Source organism: Desmonostoc muscorum LEGE 12446 (assembly GCF_015207005.2).
GTDB classification, from domain to species: Bacteria; Cyanobacteriota; Cyanobacteriia; order Cyanobacteriales; family Nostocaceae; genus Nostoc; species Nostoc muscorum.
In genome coordinates, this window is sequence record NZ_JADEXS020000001.1 from 8,655,787 (window position 1) to 8,674,322 (window position 18,536).

The 18,536-nt window shown below is 42.1% G+C and carries 13 protein-coding genes; 6 read left to right on the forward strand and 7 right to left on the reverse strand.

What is annotated here, in order from left to right; all coding sequences use genetic code 11:
* Positions 1–945: a prolyl aminopeptidase gene (pip, locus tag IQ276_RS35500; RefSeq protein WP_193917544.1), complete on the reverse strand. Its 945-nt coding sequence runs from the start codon at positions 943–945 to the stop codon at positions 1–3.
* A gap of 135 nt (positions 946–1,080) precedes the next feature.
* On the opposite strand from pip, the gene IQ276_RS35505 reads away from it, so the two are divergent.
* The 4 genes from IQ276_RS35505 (at position 1,081) to IQ276_RS35520 (ending at position 7,669) form a co-directional block, all read left to right on the forward strand.
* Positions 1,081–3,306 (forward strand): GUN4 domain-containing protein, encoded by a 2,226-nt coding sequence (locus tag IQ276_RS35505; RefSeq protein ID WP_193917546.1) that lies wholly within the window; start codon positions 1,081–1,083, stop codon positions 3,304–3,306.
* A 474-nt stretch (positions 3,307–3,780) separates the two neighbouring features.
* Positions 3,781–5,124, forward strand: coding sequence for a hypothetical protein (locus IQ276_RS35510; protein WP_193917549.1), 1,344 nt, complete (start codon positions 3,781–3,783; stop codon positions 5,122–5,124).
* Between the two features lie 201 nt (positions 5,125–5,325).
* Positions 5,326–7,035 carry an RluA family pseudouridine synthase gene (locus IQ276_RS35515; protein WP_235116269.1) on the forward strand — a complete coding sequence of 570 codons (1,710 nt, stop codon included), beginning with the start codon at positions 5,326–5,328 and terminating at the stop codon, positions 7,033–7,035.
* 10 nt (positions 7,036–7,045) lie between these two features.
* Positions 7,046–7,669 (forward strand): Uma2 family endonuclease, encoded by a 624-nt coding sequence (locus IQ276_RS35520; protein WP_193924452.1) that lies wholly within the window; start codon positions 7,046–7,048, stop codon positions 7,667–7,669.
* A gap of 43 nt (positions 7,670–7,712) precedes the next feature.
* Here the strand turns inward: IQ276_RS35520 and IQ276_RS35525 are convergent, their stop codons facing one another.
* The 6 genes from IQ276_RS35525 to IQ276_RS35550 form a co-directional block, all read right to left on the reverse strand.
* Positions 7,713–7,967, reverse strand: a complete 255-nt coding sequence (locus IQ276_RS35525; protein ID WP_193924450.1) for a ParE family toxin-like protein — start codon at positions 7,965–7,967, stop codon at positions 7,713–7,715.
* Positions 7,967–8,164, reverse strand: coding sequence for a hypothetical protein (locus IQ276_RS35530; protein ID WP_228043504.1), 198 nt, complete (start codon positions 8,162–8,164; stop codon positions 7,967–7,969). Before IQ276_RS35530 ends, IQ276_RS35525 begins: the two co-directional genes overlap by 1 nt.
* 114 nt (positions 8,165–8,278) lie before the next feature.
* Positions 8,279–8,737, reverse strand: a complete 459-nt coding sequence (locus IQ276_RS35535; protein WP_193924448.1) for a toll/interleukin-1 receptor domain-containing protein — start codon at positions 8,735–8,737, stop codon at positions 8,279–8,281.
* A 522-nt stretch (positions 8,738–9,259) separates the two neighbouring features.
* On the reverse strand, positions 9,260–13,273 hold the full coding sequence (locus IQ276_RS35540; protein WP_235116270.1) for a PAS domain S-box protein: 4,014 nt from the start codon (positions 13,271–13,273) through the stop codon (positions 9,260–9,262).
* Positions 13,242–13,619: a hypothetical protein gene (locus tag IQ276_RS35545; protein WP_235116271.1), complete on the reverse strand. Its 378-nt coding sequence runs from the start codon at positions 13,617–13,619 to the stop codon at positions 13,242–13,244. Before IQ276_RS35545 ends, IQ276_RS35540 begins: the two co-directional genes overlap by 32 nt.
* A gap of 189 nt (positions 13,620–13,808) precedes the next feature.
* A complete protein-coding gene (locus IQ276_RS35550; protein ID WP_190879073.1) occupies positions 13,809–14,030 on the reverse strand; it encodes a hypothetical protein in 222 nt (73 codons plus the stop codon).
* Positions 14,031–14,885: 855 nt separating this feature from the next.
* Between IQ276_RS35550 and IQ276_RS35555 the strand changes: the two genes are divergently transcribed.
* Positions 14,886–16,415 carry an FAD-dependent oxidoreductase gene (locus IQ276_RS35555; RefSeq protein ID WP_193919433.1) on the forward strand — a complete coding sequence of 510 codons (1,530 nt, stop codon included), beginning with the start codon at positions 14,886–14,888 and terminating at the stop codon, positions 16,413–16,415.
* An 883-nt stretch (positions 16,416–17,298) separates the two neighbouring features.
* Entirely contained in the window at positions 17,299–18,129 is an 831-nt protein-coding gene (locus IQ276_RS35560) for a squalene/phytoene synthase family protein (RefSeq protein ID WP_193919424.1), read from the forward strand.
* Positions 18,130–18,536 lie beyond the last annotated feature (407 nt).

The following is an 18,536-nucleotide window of genomic DNA, read 5'->3' on the forward strand; positions in this document are numbered from 1 at the left end:
TCAGTTTGCAAACTTATCTGTTGCCTCAATCAAAGCACTACAAATTCCTGGTTCGCTCATGGAATGAGCTGCATCAGGAATTACAATAAATTCGGCTTCTGGCCAAGCACGATGTAATTCCCAAGCTGATATCATTGGGCAAACTACGTCATAACGTCCCTGAACAATTACAGCGGGGATATGGCGGATGCGGTCAACATTTAAAAGTAATTGATCTTCTGTTTCCAAAAATCCCTTATTGATAAAATAATGGCATTCAATCCGAGCAAAAGCTGAGGCAAATTCACTGTCGCCAAACTTTTGCATGAGTTCAGGATCGAAAAAAAGTCTACTTGTACTAGCTTCCCAAATTGACCAAGCACGCGCTGCTGTCAATTGAATTTCTAAATCTGGACTGGTCAAGCGTTTGTAATATGCTGCAATTAGATCGTCACGCTCATCTATGGGAATTGGTTTTAAATATTCTTCCCAAGCATCAGGAAAAATATAGCTAGTACCTTCTTGGTAGAACCATCGCAACTCTTTTTGTCTGAGCATAAAGATACCACGAAGAATTAATCCCGTGCATCGAGAGGGATGGGTTTGGCTATAGGCTAATGATAAAGTGCTACCCCAACTTCCACCAAAGACTGTCCATTTTTCTATATTTAAATGTTGGCGTAGTTTTTCGATATCACTGACTAAATCCCAAGTGGTGTTTTCTCGTAATTCAGCATGGGGCTTACTTTGACCACAACCGCGTTGGTCAAACATCACTACCCGCCATTTTTCTGGGTGGAAATATTGGCGATAAAAAGGTGGACATCCGCCACCAGGTCCTCCATGCAGCAAAACGATGGGTTGACCTTGGGGGTTACCTGATTCTTCAAAATGAATAGTATGCAGGTCAGAAACCTGTAAATTTCCTTCTAGGTAAGGCTCGATCGCTGGGTAAAGTTCTCGCATTTTAGATATTTTATCAGTAATGTAGTCATGGCGATCGCTAGTCTTTTGGAACCAACTTCAGTAATTGATGTCAGTACGATTGAATAATATTTATATAAAACCTACCGTACTCTTCCTGTCAAGGAATTTTAAAAGATGTGTCCAGTCGGTGTTCGTACTAGTCACTCAACTCATGCCTTAGAAACCGGCTTAGCAAAGCTTTGGCTGATACTGGTGGGAGTAAACCAATACGAGGATGAGCAAATACCCTGTTTGCGTTACTCAGCAGTAGATTGTCAGGGTTTAGGGGAAGCATTAAACGCTGCAACTATGGGATTTCCCCAAAAGGATGTCAGAATCTACCATGATTTTGCTCAGCAGCAGCCCCGATTAGAAAATATCCGTACCAGTCTCAAAGAAGTAGCTGCTGCTACTAAATCCATTGACACTGTTCTGTTTTATTTTTCCGGACATGGAATGCTAGAGCCATCGAGTCAACAGGTGGTATTGTGTCTCCAAGATACTCAAAAAGACAACTTAATAAATACTGGTTTGAAGTTGCAGGAATTATTGCAATTATTAGAAAATTGTCCTGCCCAGCAGCAACTTTTATGGCTGGATGCTTGTCATAGCGGTAACATGACATTGTTGGGTGCTAGGGGAGAAACACCAATAGATCCCCAACTCAACCCCACACAAGAATTAGTAGAAATTCTCCGACAACGCGCTGCTAAAAGAAAAGGATTTTATGCCCTATTATCTTGCGACCAAGGGCAACAATCTTGGGAATTTCCGCAATTAAAACATGGAGTATTCACTTACTATTTAATTCGGGGATTGCGGGGAGAAGCTGCTGATTTCCAAGGCGTGATTGAAGCAGATGGACTTTATCGCTACGTCTATCACCAAACACTGGCATATATAGATAAAGCTAACCAGCAATTGCGGGTAATTAATCAGCTAAAAAAAGGCCGAGGCGACAACCAAATTCATTCAGAATATCCATCGCAAACACCTAAGCGAATTGTGGAAGGAATTGGAGAGGTAATTTTAGGAATTAAACCAGATAAAACAGTGTCTACAAGACATCCACGACAAGCATTAGTAATAGAGGGATTACCCAAAAGCAAGAGTGCTTTAGCTTTGAGTAAAATACTCAATACATCTGGTGGCTTTGAGGTAAATTATTGGAGTGTTAGCGAAAAAACCCCGGCTTCAGATGTCCGTAAAGCAATTCAAAAGTGTTTGTTATCTGAATCTTTTTCCGAATCACCCACTAGCAACAATCTTCTAGAAGAAATTCCAACTGTATTTTTATATCTCAGAGGACAGATTCAAGAAACAGAACAAGGAGAAGCTGTACTCGTACTTTCTGATAATGTTGTAATTAATCGTTCTTGGTTAAGAAAACAGCTACGCCGCTGTCGATCGCAACAAATTATTATCCTCGATTGTCCTCTAGGAAGCAACAGCTGTGTATCTCTCCGGGATTGGGTGGAAGAACTGCAATTAGGACTAGACGCTGAACAATGTTTAATTGCTGCTGCTGCGCCATCTTCGGAAAATCAATGCTTTGCTTCTTCTTTGGTGGACACTCTCAGTAAGTTAGCACAGCTGTGCTACCCTACCACCCCTACGATTCAACAATCTGGACTAACCGCAGCAGCTTGGATTACACAATTACAAGTTGAATTGTCAGGCATTGATATCCAATTATATTTTTGGTTGTTTGGATCTCAAGGTGTGATTGAAGTTTTCCCAGGAAAAAATTTCTTTTCTAGTGATACTTCTGAGCAAAAAGCTGAAGATGTAGATGATTTGAGTTCAGCAGTGGGTGTAGATTACACTCAATTGCGAGATTTACTCAAAGCTGGGAGATGGTTGGAGGCGGATGAGGAAACCACAACTCTGATGTTGAAAATAGCTGGTAAAGAAGAAAAACGCTATCTTGATTTAGCAAGTTTGGAAAACTTTTCTGGCAGTGATTTATCTACTATGGATAGACTCTGGGTTAAATATAGTCATGGACGCTTTGGTTTTAGCGTTCAGAAACGCATTTGGGAGAGTATTAAAGATACTTCTGGCGGCGATCCTGTGCTAGCTTTGATGATTGGTAATGATAATGTCGCTGGTTCTCAAACTTGTATTGATTTTGCCAATCGCGTTGGCTGGCGTTTAAAAGATTCCTGGATAGATTATAGTGAGCTAAATGTAAATGACGATGCTCCTAATGGGCTGTTACCTTACTTTTGTTTTTTTGAGCAAGTTTGGCGGGTAAAGGTATTGGGTGTTTGGGAATGGCATAGTGCGATCGCCACAGCTTCCTGGTGGCGATTATGTGTTGCTTTATTCTCTCGCATTCCGACTTGTCAAATCAAGTAGGAATTGGGGCATTGGGCATTAGTCATTTGTTATTAGCAAAGGAGAAAGGACAAGTGACAAAGGACAAATAATAAGAGGCTATTTATAAAGTAAAAATAAAATTATTGTCGGGTGTGTTAGGCGCATATTTTGAGATTAATGATCGCGAAAAATATGAACTGCGCCTAACGCACCATCTTGTATAGGACTCATATTTGATTTTTCGGAAGCTAGGTACACCTTTATTCCTTCTTCCCAGTCCCCAGTCCCCAATAAAGAGTCCCTTACCTCTACAAGTGATTCTCCAAATCAAATCGGATTGCTATATTGCGGTGCGTGATAGCAAAGCCGTAACGCACCCTACTTAAGATTTACTTTATAAATGGTCTCTAAAGGACAGATTACAATTTGTTTTTCAGACAAGTTTTTTAATATTTGGAGTGACTCAAGTATGGTTAAACTACCGTTATACTGATCGCTTTGGAATACCGCCCAATGCATAGAAATACGAAAAGATTTGCTGCTATTTTTGTGTTGGTGTTTTGTCTAATTGTTTCTCTCAATTTTGCTGTCATCGCTCAAGATACTCCAGATGTTCCTTCTCTGAATTTTGCACCATCTCGGACTTGTTCAGTTCCTCCTAATCTCAGAACTCAACAAGTCATCGCTGACAATGGTGGTGGCCGAGTTAAAATGGGCGATCGCATTAAGCTTAGAGTTGAAGGACTGTCAGCAGCCACAAACTCAACTGCTAAGGGCAATCCATTCGATCCTCGACAATTAGTCTTGTACTTGAATGGCTATGAACTAAGGGAGGTATACGCACAACCAACCATCGTTATGGTTGAGGATCAAGATAAAAAAAGAGTTGTTGATGAGAATTGGTTAGCCTTTCGACTTGAACGTAATGACTCATCTCAAAATGCATGGAATGCTCTGATTGGTAGAGCCAGTAAATACAGTATTAACGTCATAGTAGGCGTAGGCTGTCCCAACAAAATTGCAATTCCATTCAGCGATCCTCAGTCACCTCCGCAAATCCAAATAGTTCTGTTATCGTGGCGCTTTTGGCTGTGTCTTCTTCTACTTTTAGGTGTTCTATTATTATTCACCAGGTATTGCCGAAATACTCTTCGGAGTTCTGGGATAGAAGGAGTTTACTCGAAAAAAGAGGTGATCGATGGTGAGGAAAAGTTGATCACAAAACAAGTTAACATTGAACCTGAACAACGGAAAAGCCGAATTGCTCAAATTTTTCTTGGTAGGAAAAAAATAAATCAAAATCCGTTCAGTCTATCGGTGTCTCAACTTGCTTTCTGGACATTGATAATTTTTGGTTCTTACATGATTATCTACGGTATAACAGGAGATTATACCAATATTTTAAACCAACAATCCCTAGTATTATTGGGGATTAATTCGGTAACAGCATTTGGTAGTTCCTTAATTGATGGACAAGGTGATGATAATAAGAGAAAGGGGACTCAACGAATTTCTGAAGGCTTTTTTCAAGATATATTATCAGATATTAATGGAGTCAATTTTCATCGTTTTCAAACATTTATTTGGACGGTTGCCATCGGAATATTTTTTGTTTGGGAGGTCGGCAAAAATATGGCAATGCCGGAATTTGATGAAACACTTTTAACTCTACAAGGAATCAGTTCCGCCACATATCTAGGACTGAGAGGACAAGAGCATCATGGAATGACCACAACTCCCAAACAACCTGAAAAAGATAGCTCATTTGAAGAACATTCAGCACAAGAGAACAATCCACAGGAAAGTACAGAAACATACAATCCACAGGAAAGCGATTCTCCGAGTAATTCTGGCTAAATAATACAGACTTGTTTGGTGTATTAAAAGAGAATTCAGAATTCAGAATGGGCTACGCCCCGCTGCGCTAACAGAATTCTGAATTAATTTAAGGCTTATAACTCCGATTTATTTAATAAATCGGGGTTATTTTTATTCAGTAATGATTAATAATTTTAGATATTGTTGAAATGTACAGTCAGATTTGCAATCATACCTTGTATGGTAATTCTGCACCTCGTTTCCGATTTCATAGACTGTGATTTTGCTCTGGGCGACTCATCCCCTAGTTATTACTATGAAGGCTGTTGTTCCCAAAGTGGCGTAGGCGTAGCCCCTCGTAGACATCGCTTGAAATTACCCCGCACCCCATTGTCCGAAGCCATCGCCCACGGACTAATGCAACACCTTGCCAAAGATGACTGTTATTCTCGTGAAGGCAAAATGTATGGCATATTATTGGTTGAGTTGCCTAATGGCGAACAACGAGTACTTAAAGCTTTCTCTGGTCTTTTGCATGGTTGCAGTGTGGTTGAGGGCTGGGTGCCACCAATTCCCGGAAGAGACGAAGTTGCTTTCCAGGAAGCCCGCACCTTGGCAGAGTTAGACGCCATCAAGGAAGAAATCCTCACCTTGAAGCAACTCAACGATCGCCAGCAGTACAAAACATTGTCTGGTGAGTTTGAACAGCAACTACAAGCAATGAGCGATCGCCATCGCATTTGCAAACATCAACGACAAGAAAAACGCCAGCAAATCTGCAATACTTTCACTGGAGAAGCCCTGAATATTGCCCTTGAACAACTCGACGCCGAAAGTCGTCAACAGGGAATCGAACGACGACAACTTAAACGCCAGCAAAATGCAGTATTACAGCCCCTCCAGCAGTTAATTACAGCCGCAGATGCCCGGATTCGAGAACTCAAACAACAGCGTAAAGCACTGTCACGGCAATTACAAGCTCAAATGCACGCCAGCTACAGCCTGACAAATTTTGCGGGGCGATCGCGATCGTTGCAACAATTGATGCCAGAAGGCTCACCCACTGGCACTGGAGACTGTTGTGCCCCAAAACTACTTCATTATGCTGCAACACATCATCTCAAACCATTGGCAATGGCAGAATTTTGGTGGGGGGCATCTTCACTAAATCAAGATAAAATCCAGGGAGAATTTTATGGAGCATGTGCCGAACGATGTCAGCCATTGATGGGGTTTTTGCTCTCTGGCTTGAAACCTAACTTCCCTGCTAGGGAAGGGGGAGTAAGAAGCCCCTCCCCTGATAGGGGAGGGGTTGGGGGAGAGGTCACTTTTATTTATGAAGACGAATGGCTGATTGCTGTGAACAAACCGGCTGGACTACTTTCGGTACCTGGGCGTTATGGCGATCGCCAAGATAGTGTTTGGAGTCGCTTGTGTAATCTGTTACCTGATGGCACGACACTTGCATCTGTGCATCGATTAGATCAAGAAACATCTGGTATTTTGTTGTTGGCACGCGATCGCCAAACTCATCGACAACTGGGCCAACAGTTCCAGCAGCGAGAGGTTCACAAGGTTTATGAGGCTTTACTTGCAGGTTTTGTGAGAGTCGAGCAAGGTACAATTGAATTGCCATTGTGGGGAGATCCTGAAAATCGCCCTTATCAGCAAGTTGATTGGCAGCGGGGTAAACCGAGTTTGACGCAATTCCAGGTGATGGCGAGGGAAGGAGATTACACCCGCGTAGAGTTTACGCCTCTAACAGGACGTACCCATCAATTGAGAGTTCATGCGGCAGATGTGCAAGGATTGGGGGTGACTATTTTAGGCGATCGCCTTTATGGATGCTGTGCGAATGCTAATCGGTTACATTTACACGCTAGAGAACTTTGTTTCAAGCATCCGCGATCGGGAGAAACTCTTCATTTAGAAGTAAATACACCGTTTTAAATTTATCATTATGAATACCGTAATTACACCAGAAAAAATAGAGTTGCCAGCTGGGGCAGTGTTGAAACTTTTGGGATCTTGGCAAGATTATCAAGCACTTAGTGAGCAACTTGGCGATCGCGCCATCCCTCGCATTAAATATCGCAGAGGAGAAATTTTGTTAATGGCACCGCTACCAGAACACGGAAGAGATGTCAGCTTGCTGGCATTGATAATAATAGCTATACTTGACCACTTAAACCGCAGATACGACTCATTTACGCCCATCACTATGAGTTTGCCAGAATTTAGTGGTATTGAGCCTGACTATTGCTTTTATATTGAAAATTGGAGATCCGTGGTAGGTAAAAATCGTATTGACTGGCAAAAAGATCCTCCACCAGATTTAGTAATTGAGATAGATATTACTAGTTATACGGATATTAATGATTATCTTCCTTATAAAGTGCCAGAAATTTGGCTGTTAAAAAATAAGCAGTTATTAGTTTATAGATTGCAGGGTGAAAACTACGCAATTACAGAAAGCATTTACTTTCCTAACGTTGCAGAAATTGTACGGCAATGCCTCCAAATTGCAAACGAGCAAACAACAAGTGAGGCGATTAGGTGGTTAAGAAGCTTTTTGCGTGGGTAAATAGGCAACTATTAGCGACTAGCCTCAAAATTAGCGATCGCTATTATTTGCCGATAATATTATCGTACTCTCCGTGAGTGCCGATCCAAAACCATAAGATACCCTTTTGGACTTCTACACCTAATGCTCGGTAGTTTTGTCCTGCTCTGACTGACCAATACTTGCCAACTTTTTTGAAATGTAGGGATGGGTGAGAGGGATCTGCTTTAAGTAACTCATAGCATTGATCCGCTGTTTTTTGCACATTTTCAGGTAGAGCATCGTAAGATTCCCAAAATCGACGAGTGGTGTAGTGCATTAGATTTCCCGATAGAGGCCAGCCTCAAAATCAGCGATCGCCTCTTGGGCTAAATCTTCCAACTTCCCATCTTCAATGTCTTTCTCTACCTGCTCATCCCAGCGCTGATTATCCAAATCTGAAAACCATTCCAGAAATTTTTGGAATTCATCAGGCGGAAGCTTCAGAATGGCAGCTTCTATTTGCTCAAGTGTCATAATTGCCTTTTCTGTTCGTGATTATAATCCTAGTATACTCAACATTGACCTTCCATCTAGGAGCAATAATGCTGTTTTGATACATTCATAAAAGGAGAGAATATTCTCTATCTTCTACTGAAGAACTACTGCTTTAATCTTCTTACAGATATTTACCCAAGCTTGATTCTCTTGTGCAGAATTGAGGCTCTCTAAAGGTTGATTGGGAGGGTGCGCTGACTGATACTTTTCAATTTCTGTTTCTTCATAGTTGCTATAAGTCAAAGGTATCCAAATAATCGTCAGCCCTTCGGCTTCAGCCGCATCTAATAATGGGGGTAACTCATTATCAGCAATAAAATCTGATGCTAAAAAATCAGGGCTAACCAACAACACTGCCACTTTTGCAGCTACTAAAGCATTTTCAATTTCTTCGCGCCACTTTGCGCCAGGTTGAATTTTACTATCGTCCCACACAACAATATTTTGGTTGCGAATCATTGGTTTGAGGTGCTTCTGAAGTTTGGTAAGCCACTGCTGATCTTGATGACTATAGCTGATGAAAACTTGATTTCTGGTTATATTTTCAGACATAGGTTTTTGTGAAGTCAATCAAACATCATCAATTAATCTTTGAACATCTACCATACAAAAGCTATGTTGGCACTGGATTTGGAAATTACCCGCTTCCAGTGATTTGTACAACACTTCTCGACTATAAAAATTGAGCTAATTAATAATGTAGCCTGTATCAACGATTGCATTAGCGCGTAGGCGTAGCCCGTCGTAGACATCGCCCCCCCTTCAAACCCTTACCATTCCACCTCCAAACTCAAATTGTCTAATAAAAAAGGCGATCGCTTAAGTCTTGTGTGTATTTACAGAATGATTACTCTTACATATTTAAATTCAATCAAACTCTTGTCGGGTCAGCATCTTGCCCGCCCTAATTCTCCAAGTTAAATATAGAGCAGCTTAGATTAGATTTCCTGATCGCAACTAGGCGCACAGCTGTGCGCCCCTACCAAGGTATTTGTATCAACCTTAAAGTGAAACTGTATGACTCCTAACTCCTAACTCCTGAATTCTGAATTCTGAATTCTGAATTCTGATTTTTCAAGTCCGCCCAACCAGACTGGCCACTACTGTTGCTAACTCAGCCGGCTCAACAGGTTTCGGCAAATGCATCTGATAACCTTCTTGTATCGCCCGCATCCGATCCTCCGCCCTAGCATAAGCTGTCAGTGCTGCTGCGGGAATATTTCCTCCTAATTCTGGAGATTGCGATCGCACTTTCCGAATCAAAGAGTAACCATCTTCTTGGGGCATACCAATGTCGCTAACTAATACATCAGGTTTCCATTGTGAAATTACTTGCAATGCTTCTTGAACTGATTCTACTGCTTGAACTTCGGCTTGGTACTGTTGGAGTACTGTGGTGATAAATTCACGGCTATCAATTTGGTCATCGACAACCAGTACCCGCACACCAACAAGGGAGGGGGGCAGATGGGCACAGGGGCAGATGGGCACAGGGGCAGAGGGGCAGAGGAGCGGACTCTTCAGAAGTGGTAGCTTGACTGTAAATGTTGCGCCTTGTCCTTCACCCGGACTATCTGCATAGACGACACCGCCATGTAATTCTACTAAATGACGGACGATCGCTAATCCTAGTCCTAATCCCCCATAGGTTCTGGTACTAGAACTATCAGCTTGACGAAAACGCTCAAATGCATAAGGCAGAAAATCAGCACTCATGCCAATACCTGTGTCAATTACTTGAATTTGGGCATATTTGTCGGTTATTTGTTGTTTTTCTTGACCATCAACTACTGACAATTGCACCTCTACCCGTCCTCCAGTCGGTGTAAACTTGATGGCATTGGATAGTAGATTCCAGATGATCTGCTGCAACCGCTCGAAATCACCGGAAACTAGGAAGATTGAATCTTTGCCAAGGAGGCTGTGTTTTGAATGTTGATTGGTTGGGAATTCTATTTCTCGATATTCGGAATTTTCGGTTTCTGGCGAAGGAACGAGGGAAAATCTCAAATCGATTTCTTTACATTGGGCAGCTAGCCTAACAGTCTCTAGACTCGACTCAATCATCGGCACTAAATTACAAGTATGGACATTCAGGCGTAATTTGCCTCGAATCATCCGCGATATATCCAGTAGGTCTTCAACTAGCTGAGTTTGCGCCTTAGCGTTGCGCTCAATTGTCTCCATCCCTTTAGCGATTTGGGTTTCGTTGAGCTTGCTGCGTTGCAATAGTTGTGCCCAGCCAAGGATAGCATTGAGGGGCGATCGCAATTCGTGGGATAATATGCCGAGAAACTCGTCTTTCATGCGGTTAGCTTGTTGCAGTTCCTCAGTTTGCTGCTGTAAAGATGCAATTAAACTAGCTCGTTCCATTGCGATCGCAATTTGGTCGCACACAGCTTGCATCATCCCCTTTTGATTCTCGGTGAAGCTTAGCCGAGTCTTGCTGCCAAAGGAAAGAGTACCCAACAGCCGTCCCTGTGCCATTAACGGGTAACAATAATAAGCACTAATTCCTAAAGAACGAATCAATTGTGTTTTCGGGTCAGTTGATTGCTGCACATTCTCTACAGATCTTGGATGACCCTCCTGGGCGACAGTACCGCAAACCGCTTGACCAAATGCCAAGCACTCAATTTCCTTCGCCAGTTCTGGGGAAATGCCACCGTAAGACTGCAACCGCATTACCTGAGAGTTATCCTCAACCATATAGTTAAAGTAAACATCTAAACCAATTTGCTCCGAGAGTTTTCGGAAGACACTATCGATTAATACCACTGGTTGCTGGCTCGATAGCAGATCGTTAGCTGTCTCAAAAAGTAGCTTTAGCCTTTGGTAACCAACGGAAAGCGCTTTTTCTACCTGCTTGAGATTGCTAATATCTTGAAACACCAAAATACAGATAGCTGGATGGCCGTGCATTGCTGGCAAGGTATCAGCAAATATCAGTAGAGAGCGCACACCAGAACTAGTATGCCAGTCTACTTCCAACCCATTCAGACGTTCGCCAAGAGCCACCCGTACTCCTGGCATTTGCTCATTGGGAAGGCGATTTCCTGCCGCATCCGTATAGTGGTAAACTGTGTGATATTCTGCTGCTGGTATACCTTTAGGAAATTCGCCCCCAGCTAATTCGTCAGCAGAGCGATTGGCAAAAGTTACCCGTGCCGTTCCTGGTTCGATAAACAACAGCGGTCTTGGCATGAGATTTAACACATCTTCCAGCCATTTTTGCTGATTGCGGAGTACTTCTTCTGCCTGCTTGCGTTCTGTAATATCCAAAAATGCACCAACGCACCCTCTGGTCTTCCCTTCCTCGTCAAACAAAGGTGCAACGTACTCCAAAAGGTTGACTATTTTTCCGCTTTCATGTAATATTTCTAGGTCTACATCCAACACTTCGACACCATGAGCAGCAGAGTACTGCATGGGAAGTTCTTCTGGTGAGAGTTCCCTTCCCTGGCGGCAAATTTTAAAGCTTGTCACTTTTTCATCCAAGGGAGCGCTCAGGGAAGCATTTGTCTCTAAAGATATTCCTAACTGCTTAGCAAAAGCAGGGTTGACCTTAATATTTTTGCATTCTGGATCTTCGGCAATGCCAATGCCAATGGGAATTACCTCCAGCAAAGTTTGTAATTCAGTGATGCGGCGCTGTAGATCCTTGTTTAGTTGTAGGATTTGTTCCTTAGCCTGTTTTTGCTCGCTGATGTTGCGAGTCACAGTGGCCAGAGCAATTGGTTGTCCTGTGTTGTTCTCTGTAACGGTGAAGATGTTGTAATCAACTGGTATCAATTCACCTGTTTGCAGATGTCGAAAGCGGAATTCTCCCTGCCACCGCCCTTGCGATCGCACAGTCGGCAGTATATGCTGTTGAAAATAATCTTTGTCTTCGGGCATGACATAATCTAATACTGCCTTTTGCTTCACCTCTTCAAGGCTTGCAAGCCCTACTAACTTTTGACCTGCATCATTTATATAAAGTAATTGTCCCTCAAGGGTAGCGATGCCGATAAAGTCAGAGCTATTTTCTACCAGCGATACTAATTTTTGTTGCTCTGCTTCTGCTTGCTTGCGTTCGCTTAAATCTAGGATAAACGCTACTGACTCTTCGCGTTTTTCTCCCAACAGCACGTAACCAATTAAAATCGGAATTCGGCTACCATCTTTGCGAATGTATTCTTTCTGGTAAGGTGTACAAGCACCTTTGGGATTTCCCTTGGCTTCGGCGATACCTTGTTGGTCTAAGTGTCGATGCTCTGGAACAGTAATCTCTCTCCAGCTTAAGGCACCTGCTAACACTTCTTCCCGCGTGTAACCAATTATCCTGAGATATTCGTCATTTACCTTGTGGATACCGCCGTACACATCAGCAAAGGCAATGCCGATAACGTTAGCATCTACGAAACTTGCCAGTTTATCTTCGTAGGCTCTGAGTGCTTCTTGGGCGCGTAGGTGTAGGTCATCAGAAATATCACGCTGATGACTGAGGTGTTCAATAACCCTCGCACTTTGCCAAATCAAAACCGTAAAAATTACAATCAAGATAATGGCAAACACTGATACTGCAAAAGCTGGATCGTATTGTCCTGCCCGTTGACCTTCAACAATTACCCACCCTAATATAAAAGGTACTGCGATCGCGGCAACCAATAAACGACGTGCAAGTAAGCCGCCATAGTTATCACTTGTAACTACTCTCATTAACCCCTGTTCTGCCCGCGCCCACAAAATGCCTATACCTAGTAAGTTGAACAACACCGCTGTGTGTAACGCCATTGATGTTGTATAAGGAGCAAGTCCATAAAGAACTTTGACTTTGTAGGCATAGCCCATAAGCGCTTGAAAGGAAATCAAAGTAGCTATCAAAGCCAGAATTTGGGCATACCAATAACTGCGGTGATTTCTTTGATGAATCAGAAACTGTAAGGCTACACTCACCAACATAAAATTGAGTGCTGTGTTCACCCCCATTCGCCCCGGATGGGATGTTGCCAAACTGCTTGGTGAGTCACGAATTACCAACTCATCAATACCAAAATTCCAGCCGAACAGATATTCACAGATTGTGAGTCCAGCAATTGTGGTCACCGCGATCGCACAAACCCTGGAAAATAGAAGAGTCCAGGAGTAGCGGTAATTTTGAATTGTTCTTTCCCCCTGCCCCTCTGCCCCCTGCCCCTCTGCCCCTGTTTTCCCCTCCTCTTAAAAACAGCCACAGCGACATCCCAGACAGCACAAAGCACAGCGCTGTGTTGAATTTCATTGTGGCGGGACTACCAGGAAAACCGCGCTTAAGAAGATCAATTTCAAGCCACCAGCCAATTAGTACTAAATTACCAACCAAAAGGGGGATCGCACTTGCGATTTTTGCCACAAATGAATTTGCAGGAATTTTAAGTATATCTTGCAGTTGCAAGCGGTTAACCTTTAACATTGAGTGTTCTCTAACCGCATCTATCTAGCGTAATAAATTACCGTATTTCCTACGGGTTAATCATTTATGTCCATTGTATTTTATGCTACCCCTTTAGTTGTTTTTCATCTACCCCTATGCATATTTTTTATTGGACAATTTAGAGTAAGCAATAATGGTGGTTCAAAAATTGACCTTTGTGAAGATTTTCTAATTCCAGGGCATTTCACTTGGCATCATCTTGGCAGCGCTGTTTTTCATCAAGGGACTTCCAGAAAATAAATTATCCCAAATTGTTTGTACATTTTTCGGGTAGCACAGCTGTGCTACCCTACGAACGCGAGTGCGTCCCGCAGGGATGGAATATTTTTTTCCTTGGAAGTCCCCAACACCACAAATTCTACAATCACTCCAGACGGTGTAAGTGTCCATAGCCGCTCTCTGGGTGGAATTTACACTAATGTTTAGCTTGTCTACATCCCACAGTTTTGACCAACCGACCCTTCTCCTGAGGGGAACGCTACGCGAACGTGGGTTAAAAACCTTGCTTTTTACTTAGTCCAGGAAGATGGACTTTGCTTGTGTAGCCCAATACATTTCAAACATTCTCTTAGAGTAACCAAATTTTCAAGGCACTAACTAGAGCATAGCACCATCAAAAAAATCGCCAATACTAGTAAAAATAGTCAGTGAGCGCGATTTTTCAAATCTGATTCGTTGGTTTGTTCTCCTACTTTGATCTGAACGATCTTCACCATCACTCTTGAGTCCTATATGGCGCCATTCAGATGCAGTACAACATCATATCGCAAGGTGTAGGGGCACGGCACTGCCGTGCCCTTACAGGTGTACCTCATTCAAATGAAAATCGCTATATATGACGCCATTCAGATGCAGTACAACATCATATCGCAAGGTGTAGGGGCACGGCACTGCCATGCCCTTACAGGTGTACCTCACGCTTGTGGTAAAACGCTATAATTACAGCATAATTTAATTTTTTATCAAATATATATTTCTCTCGATTTCATCTTCAATAAAGTATATTTTAATGTCTATCATCGTGGAGATACAACATTTACAAATAATAGTCTAAGCTTACACAATAAGACGCTGGAATCGAAACCTTAAGTGATGTTTTACAAGGGTTAAAGATATATAGTTACAAAAATCACGGTAAAAATATCTTGATATTTTTTCTTTTTTGTGACTTTTGATTTTTCATTCCCCTGAGCTTAATAAAGCTATTTCCAGCAGATTAAGTTAGGCTTGAGACTCTACAAAAATATGCAAAACAACTCTGGTAAAACTACTTCTATTTGGATGACAACGGCAAGAGTTCCAGAACAACTGGCACTTACCGAAAATATTAATGCAGATGTGTGCGTTGTGGGTGCTGGGATAGCGGGGATGTCAACTGCCTATATTTTAACCCGCCAAGGTAAGTCTGTAGTTGTGCTGGATGATGGACTGATTGGTGGCGGTCAAACCGCACGGACAACAGCACACCTGTCAAATGTGCTAACTGAACGTTACTACGAACTTGAGCAAATACACGGTAAAGAAGGCGCAAAACTTATTGCCCAAAGTCATACAACAGCAATTAATACTATAGAGGCGATCGCTACCCAAGAAAATATTAACTGCGATTTTGAGCGACTTGATGGCTATCTGTTTCCCCCAGACGCGAAATCACTGGATGAAATCCAACACGAGTTAGAAGCTGCACACCGCGTCGGACTCACTAACGTAGAAATGGTGAAGAAAGCGCCATTGACTGATTTTGATACAGGAGTGTGTCTACGCTTTCCTCAACAAGGGCAATTCGACCCGTTGAAGTATCTCGCTGGACTTGCAGAAGCCATTCAACGCCGTGGTGGTAAAATTTTTACGGAGACGCACGTAGAAAAAATCAAAGGTGGTTTACCCGCCTACGTTGAAACGAGCGGCGGTAAACTTGTCACAGCCGATGCTGTAGTAGTAGCAACCAACTCACCCATCAGTAATTTGGCTACGATGCACTTTAAGCAAGCCCCATACATGACTTTTGTCATCGGTGTTAAAGTGCCTGGGGGTTCTGTTTACAAAGCGCTTTATTGGGACACCCTCGATCCTTACCATTACGTAAGATTACAGAAGCTTGATGACCAGTATGATGTATTAATTGTTGGCGGTGAAGACCACAAAACCGGACAAGCTGACGATGCCAGCACTCGGTATGCCAGACTCCAGACATGGACGCGAGAACGTTTCCCGATGGCACAAGAGGTTTTATTTCAGTGGTCAGGTCAGGTAATGAATTCTGATGATGGTATTGCCTACATTGGCAAAAACCCCTTTGATGAGGAAAACGTCTACATCGTCACCGGTGATACAGGCATAGGCATGACCCACGGCACGATCGCAGGTATACTCATAACTGATTTGATTTTGGGGCGAAAAAGTAGCTGGGCAGAGCTTTATGACCCGTCGCGTGTGAAAATTGGTGGAGTAGGTGAATTTATCTCAGAGAATCTCAATGTTGCTACCCAGTACTTAAATTGGGTGACACCAGGAGATGTTGATTCTGTGGAAAAACTCGCTCCGGGCAAAGGTGCAGTGGTGCGCCGTGGTTTGACAAAAATCGCAGCTTACCGAGACGAAAACGGCACACTACAGGAATATTCGGCGATCTGTACTCACCTCAATTGTATCGTTGCCTGGAATTCCTCAGAAAAGACCTGGGATTGTCCCTGTCACGGTTCGCGGTTTGATACGAAAGGAAGGGTAATCAATGGCCCAGCGATTAATGGGTTGGCACCAGTGGAAGATAAGTAAAAAGTTACATTAGATATTCACAAATGTTTTATTGAGTGGGGTAATTGCCCACTTTTTTATTATAATCTAGTAAATATACGGTAATTTTTGGTATTAAAAAACTTTTACGTCAGCGATCGCTAAACAATCAAACATTGAGTAAACTAAAGTCTTTGTAGCTGATTTTGGTTGATGTTATGCTGCTCATTTTATAAGGTGATTTTATAATTCATTTCCAGCTACCAGCTTTTTTTACCTGCATCATTTATGATTAAAGAATACAGTTATTCAAAAAAATAGAGTGCGATCGCAACACTTTTGAGTCTAATGACTTTTTCAATTAAATACCCTTGGCGCTCTTAGGCGGAAGCCTCCATTAGTTATTTTTGCTAACTTAACTGTATTGTTTAATACAGTTTTTTTTGTAACTTGATTGTAAATAAATATAAGTAAAATTAATTAATCAATGACAAAGATAATGCTATGCCTTATGCCATAACATGCTACTCGTTTTTTTTTATGCTGACCTACTGTATATGTAATTGAGAAAAATAAACGATTAAGTTGAGGTATCAAAGCTGTACAAAGACAAGATACTTTAGTCACGATTCTCACTTATCTTTTAGCCCTTAGCATGATTGTTTATATTTACGCTAAAAACTTCATGATAGCTATATACAAGTACACCTGACACCTTTTTTGCAACCAAAAACCTATATACTAGACTAGACTTTGATAAATTTGAGAGTTTTGTTAATTGCAACACCAAAAACTATTAATTTTTAGATGAAATACTAGCGTATCTTATAGTCTATAGTTTTTAAAGTTTAGTCAAAACTATATCCAGTATCATCAAAAAACTGCAAACTTCATGTGGTGTAAAAATCAAGCGGGGAGTGAAAACATGAATTTACGTAGAGATGCTTTGCAAATCCTCAAAGAAACTAGCCGAACTTTTTATATTCCAATTAGTCTTTTACCGGCAGGATTGCAAGAAGCAGTAGCATCAGCATATTTGTGTATGCGTGCTATTGATGAAATTGAAGATCATCAAGAACTAGATAACCTGACTAAGGCAAAACTTCTACGCACAATCAGTCTGACATTACAAGCAGGAGTTGATGGCTTCGCCGTAGACGCTTTCTTTGCAGGATTTTGTGGGTATGAGAATTCCCTAGAAGAAGTTACTCTCAGAATTCGAGAATGGTCACTGCTAGCACCTGAGAGCATTGCACCTCGAATTTGGGATGCCACTGCTGCAATGGCAGACCGAATGGCTTACTGGGCAGAAATAAATTGGAAAATTGACACAGAATCTGATTTGGATCGTTATACCTTTGGGGTTGCAGGTGCCGTGGGATTGTTACTTTCAGACTTATGGACTTGGTACGATGGAACACAAACCAATCGTACCCAGGCCATTGGATTTGGTCGGGCTTTACAAGCAGTTAATATCCTGCGTAACCACACTGAAGATCTCGGACGTGGAGTAGACTTCTTCCCAGAAGGTTGGAATGCAGCAAATATGCAAGAGTATGCGCGGCGAAATCTAGCCTTGGCAGAAGCTTACACCAAAAACCTTCCTAACAGTCCCGCCTTAGACTTTTGCCAAATTCCCTTGACCTTGGCGCACGGCACCCTTGACGCCCTTGCCAATGGTAAAGAAAAACTCAGCCGCAGTGATGTTTTAGCACTTCTCGAACAGCTGATTGGTGTGAACATGAAAGCCAGCTAATAGTTTCTTCAGGACTAATGGAGTCGATTCTAAATTGGCTCCAATACAGCGTTCCTCAAACGCCACTTGCTACCCTGGGGGTTCTGGGTTCGCCTAGCGTCTCGTAGAGAAGGAGTACAAGTCGGGAAACCGCAAGGGCGCAGTGGCTCCCCAGCCTACGCGATTTAAGGTTTTTAGCTCTAACCCAAGGGTATTGAATTATAAATTAGTATAAAGTTATTCAAGTATTATTGAATAATGTAAGTATAATAAATCATTTTGTTTTAGCGATCGCTGTAAGTAATCTCATTTAAACTTTAGAAACTCTTCAAAGGATTTCCAGCAAAAATTACCTGGCAAGAGTTGATTGAAATCTAAATAATTGAGAGAGAGTATAAAATTCACTATGATTATTCGCGCAGCGAGTT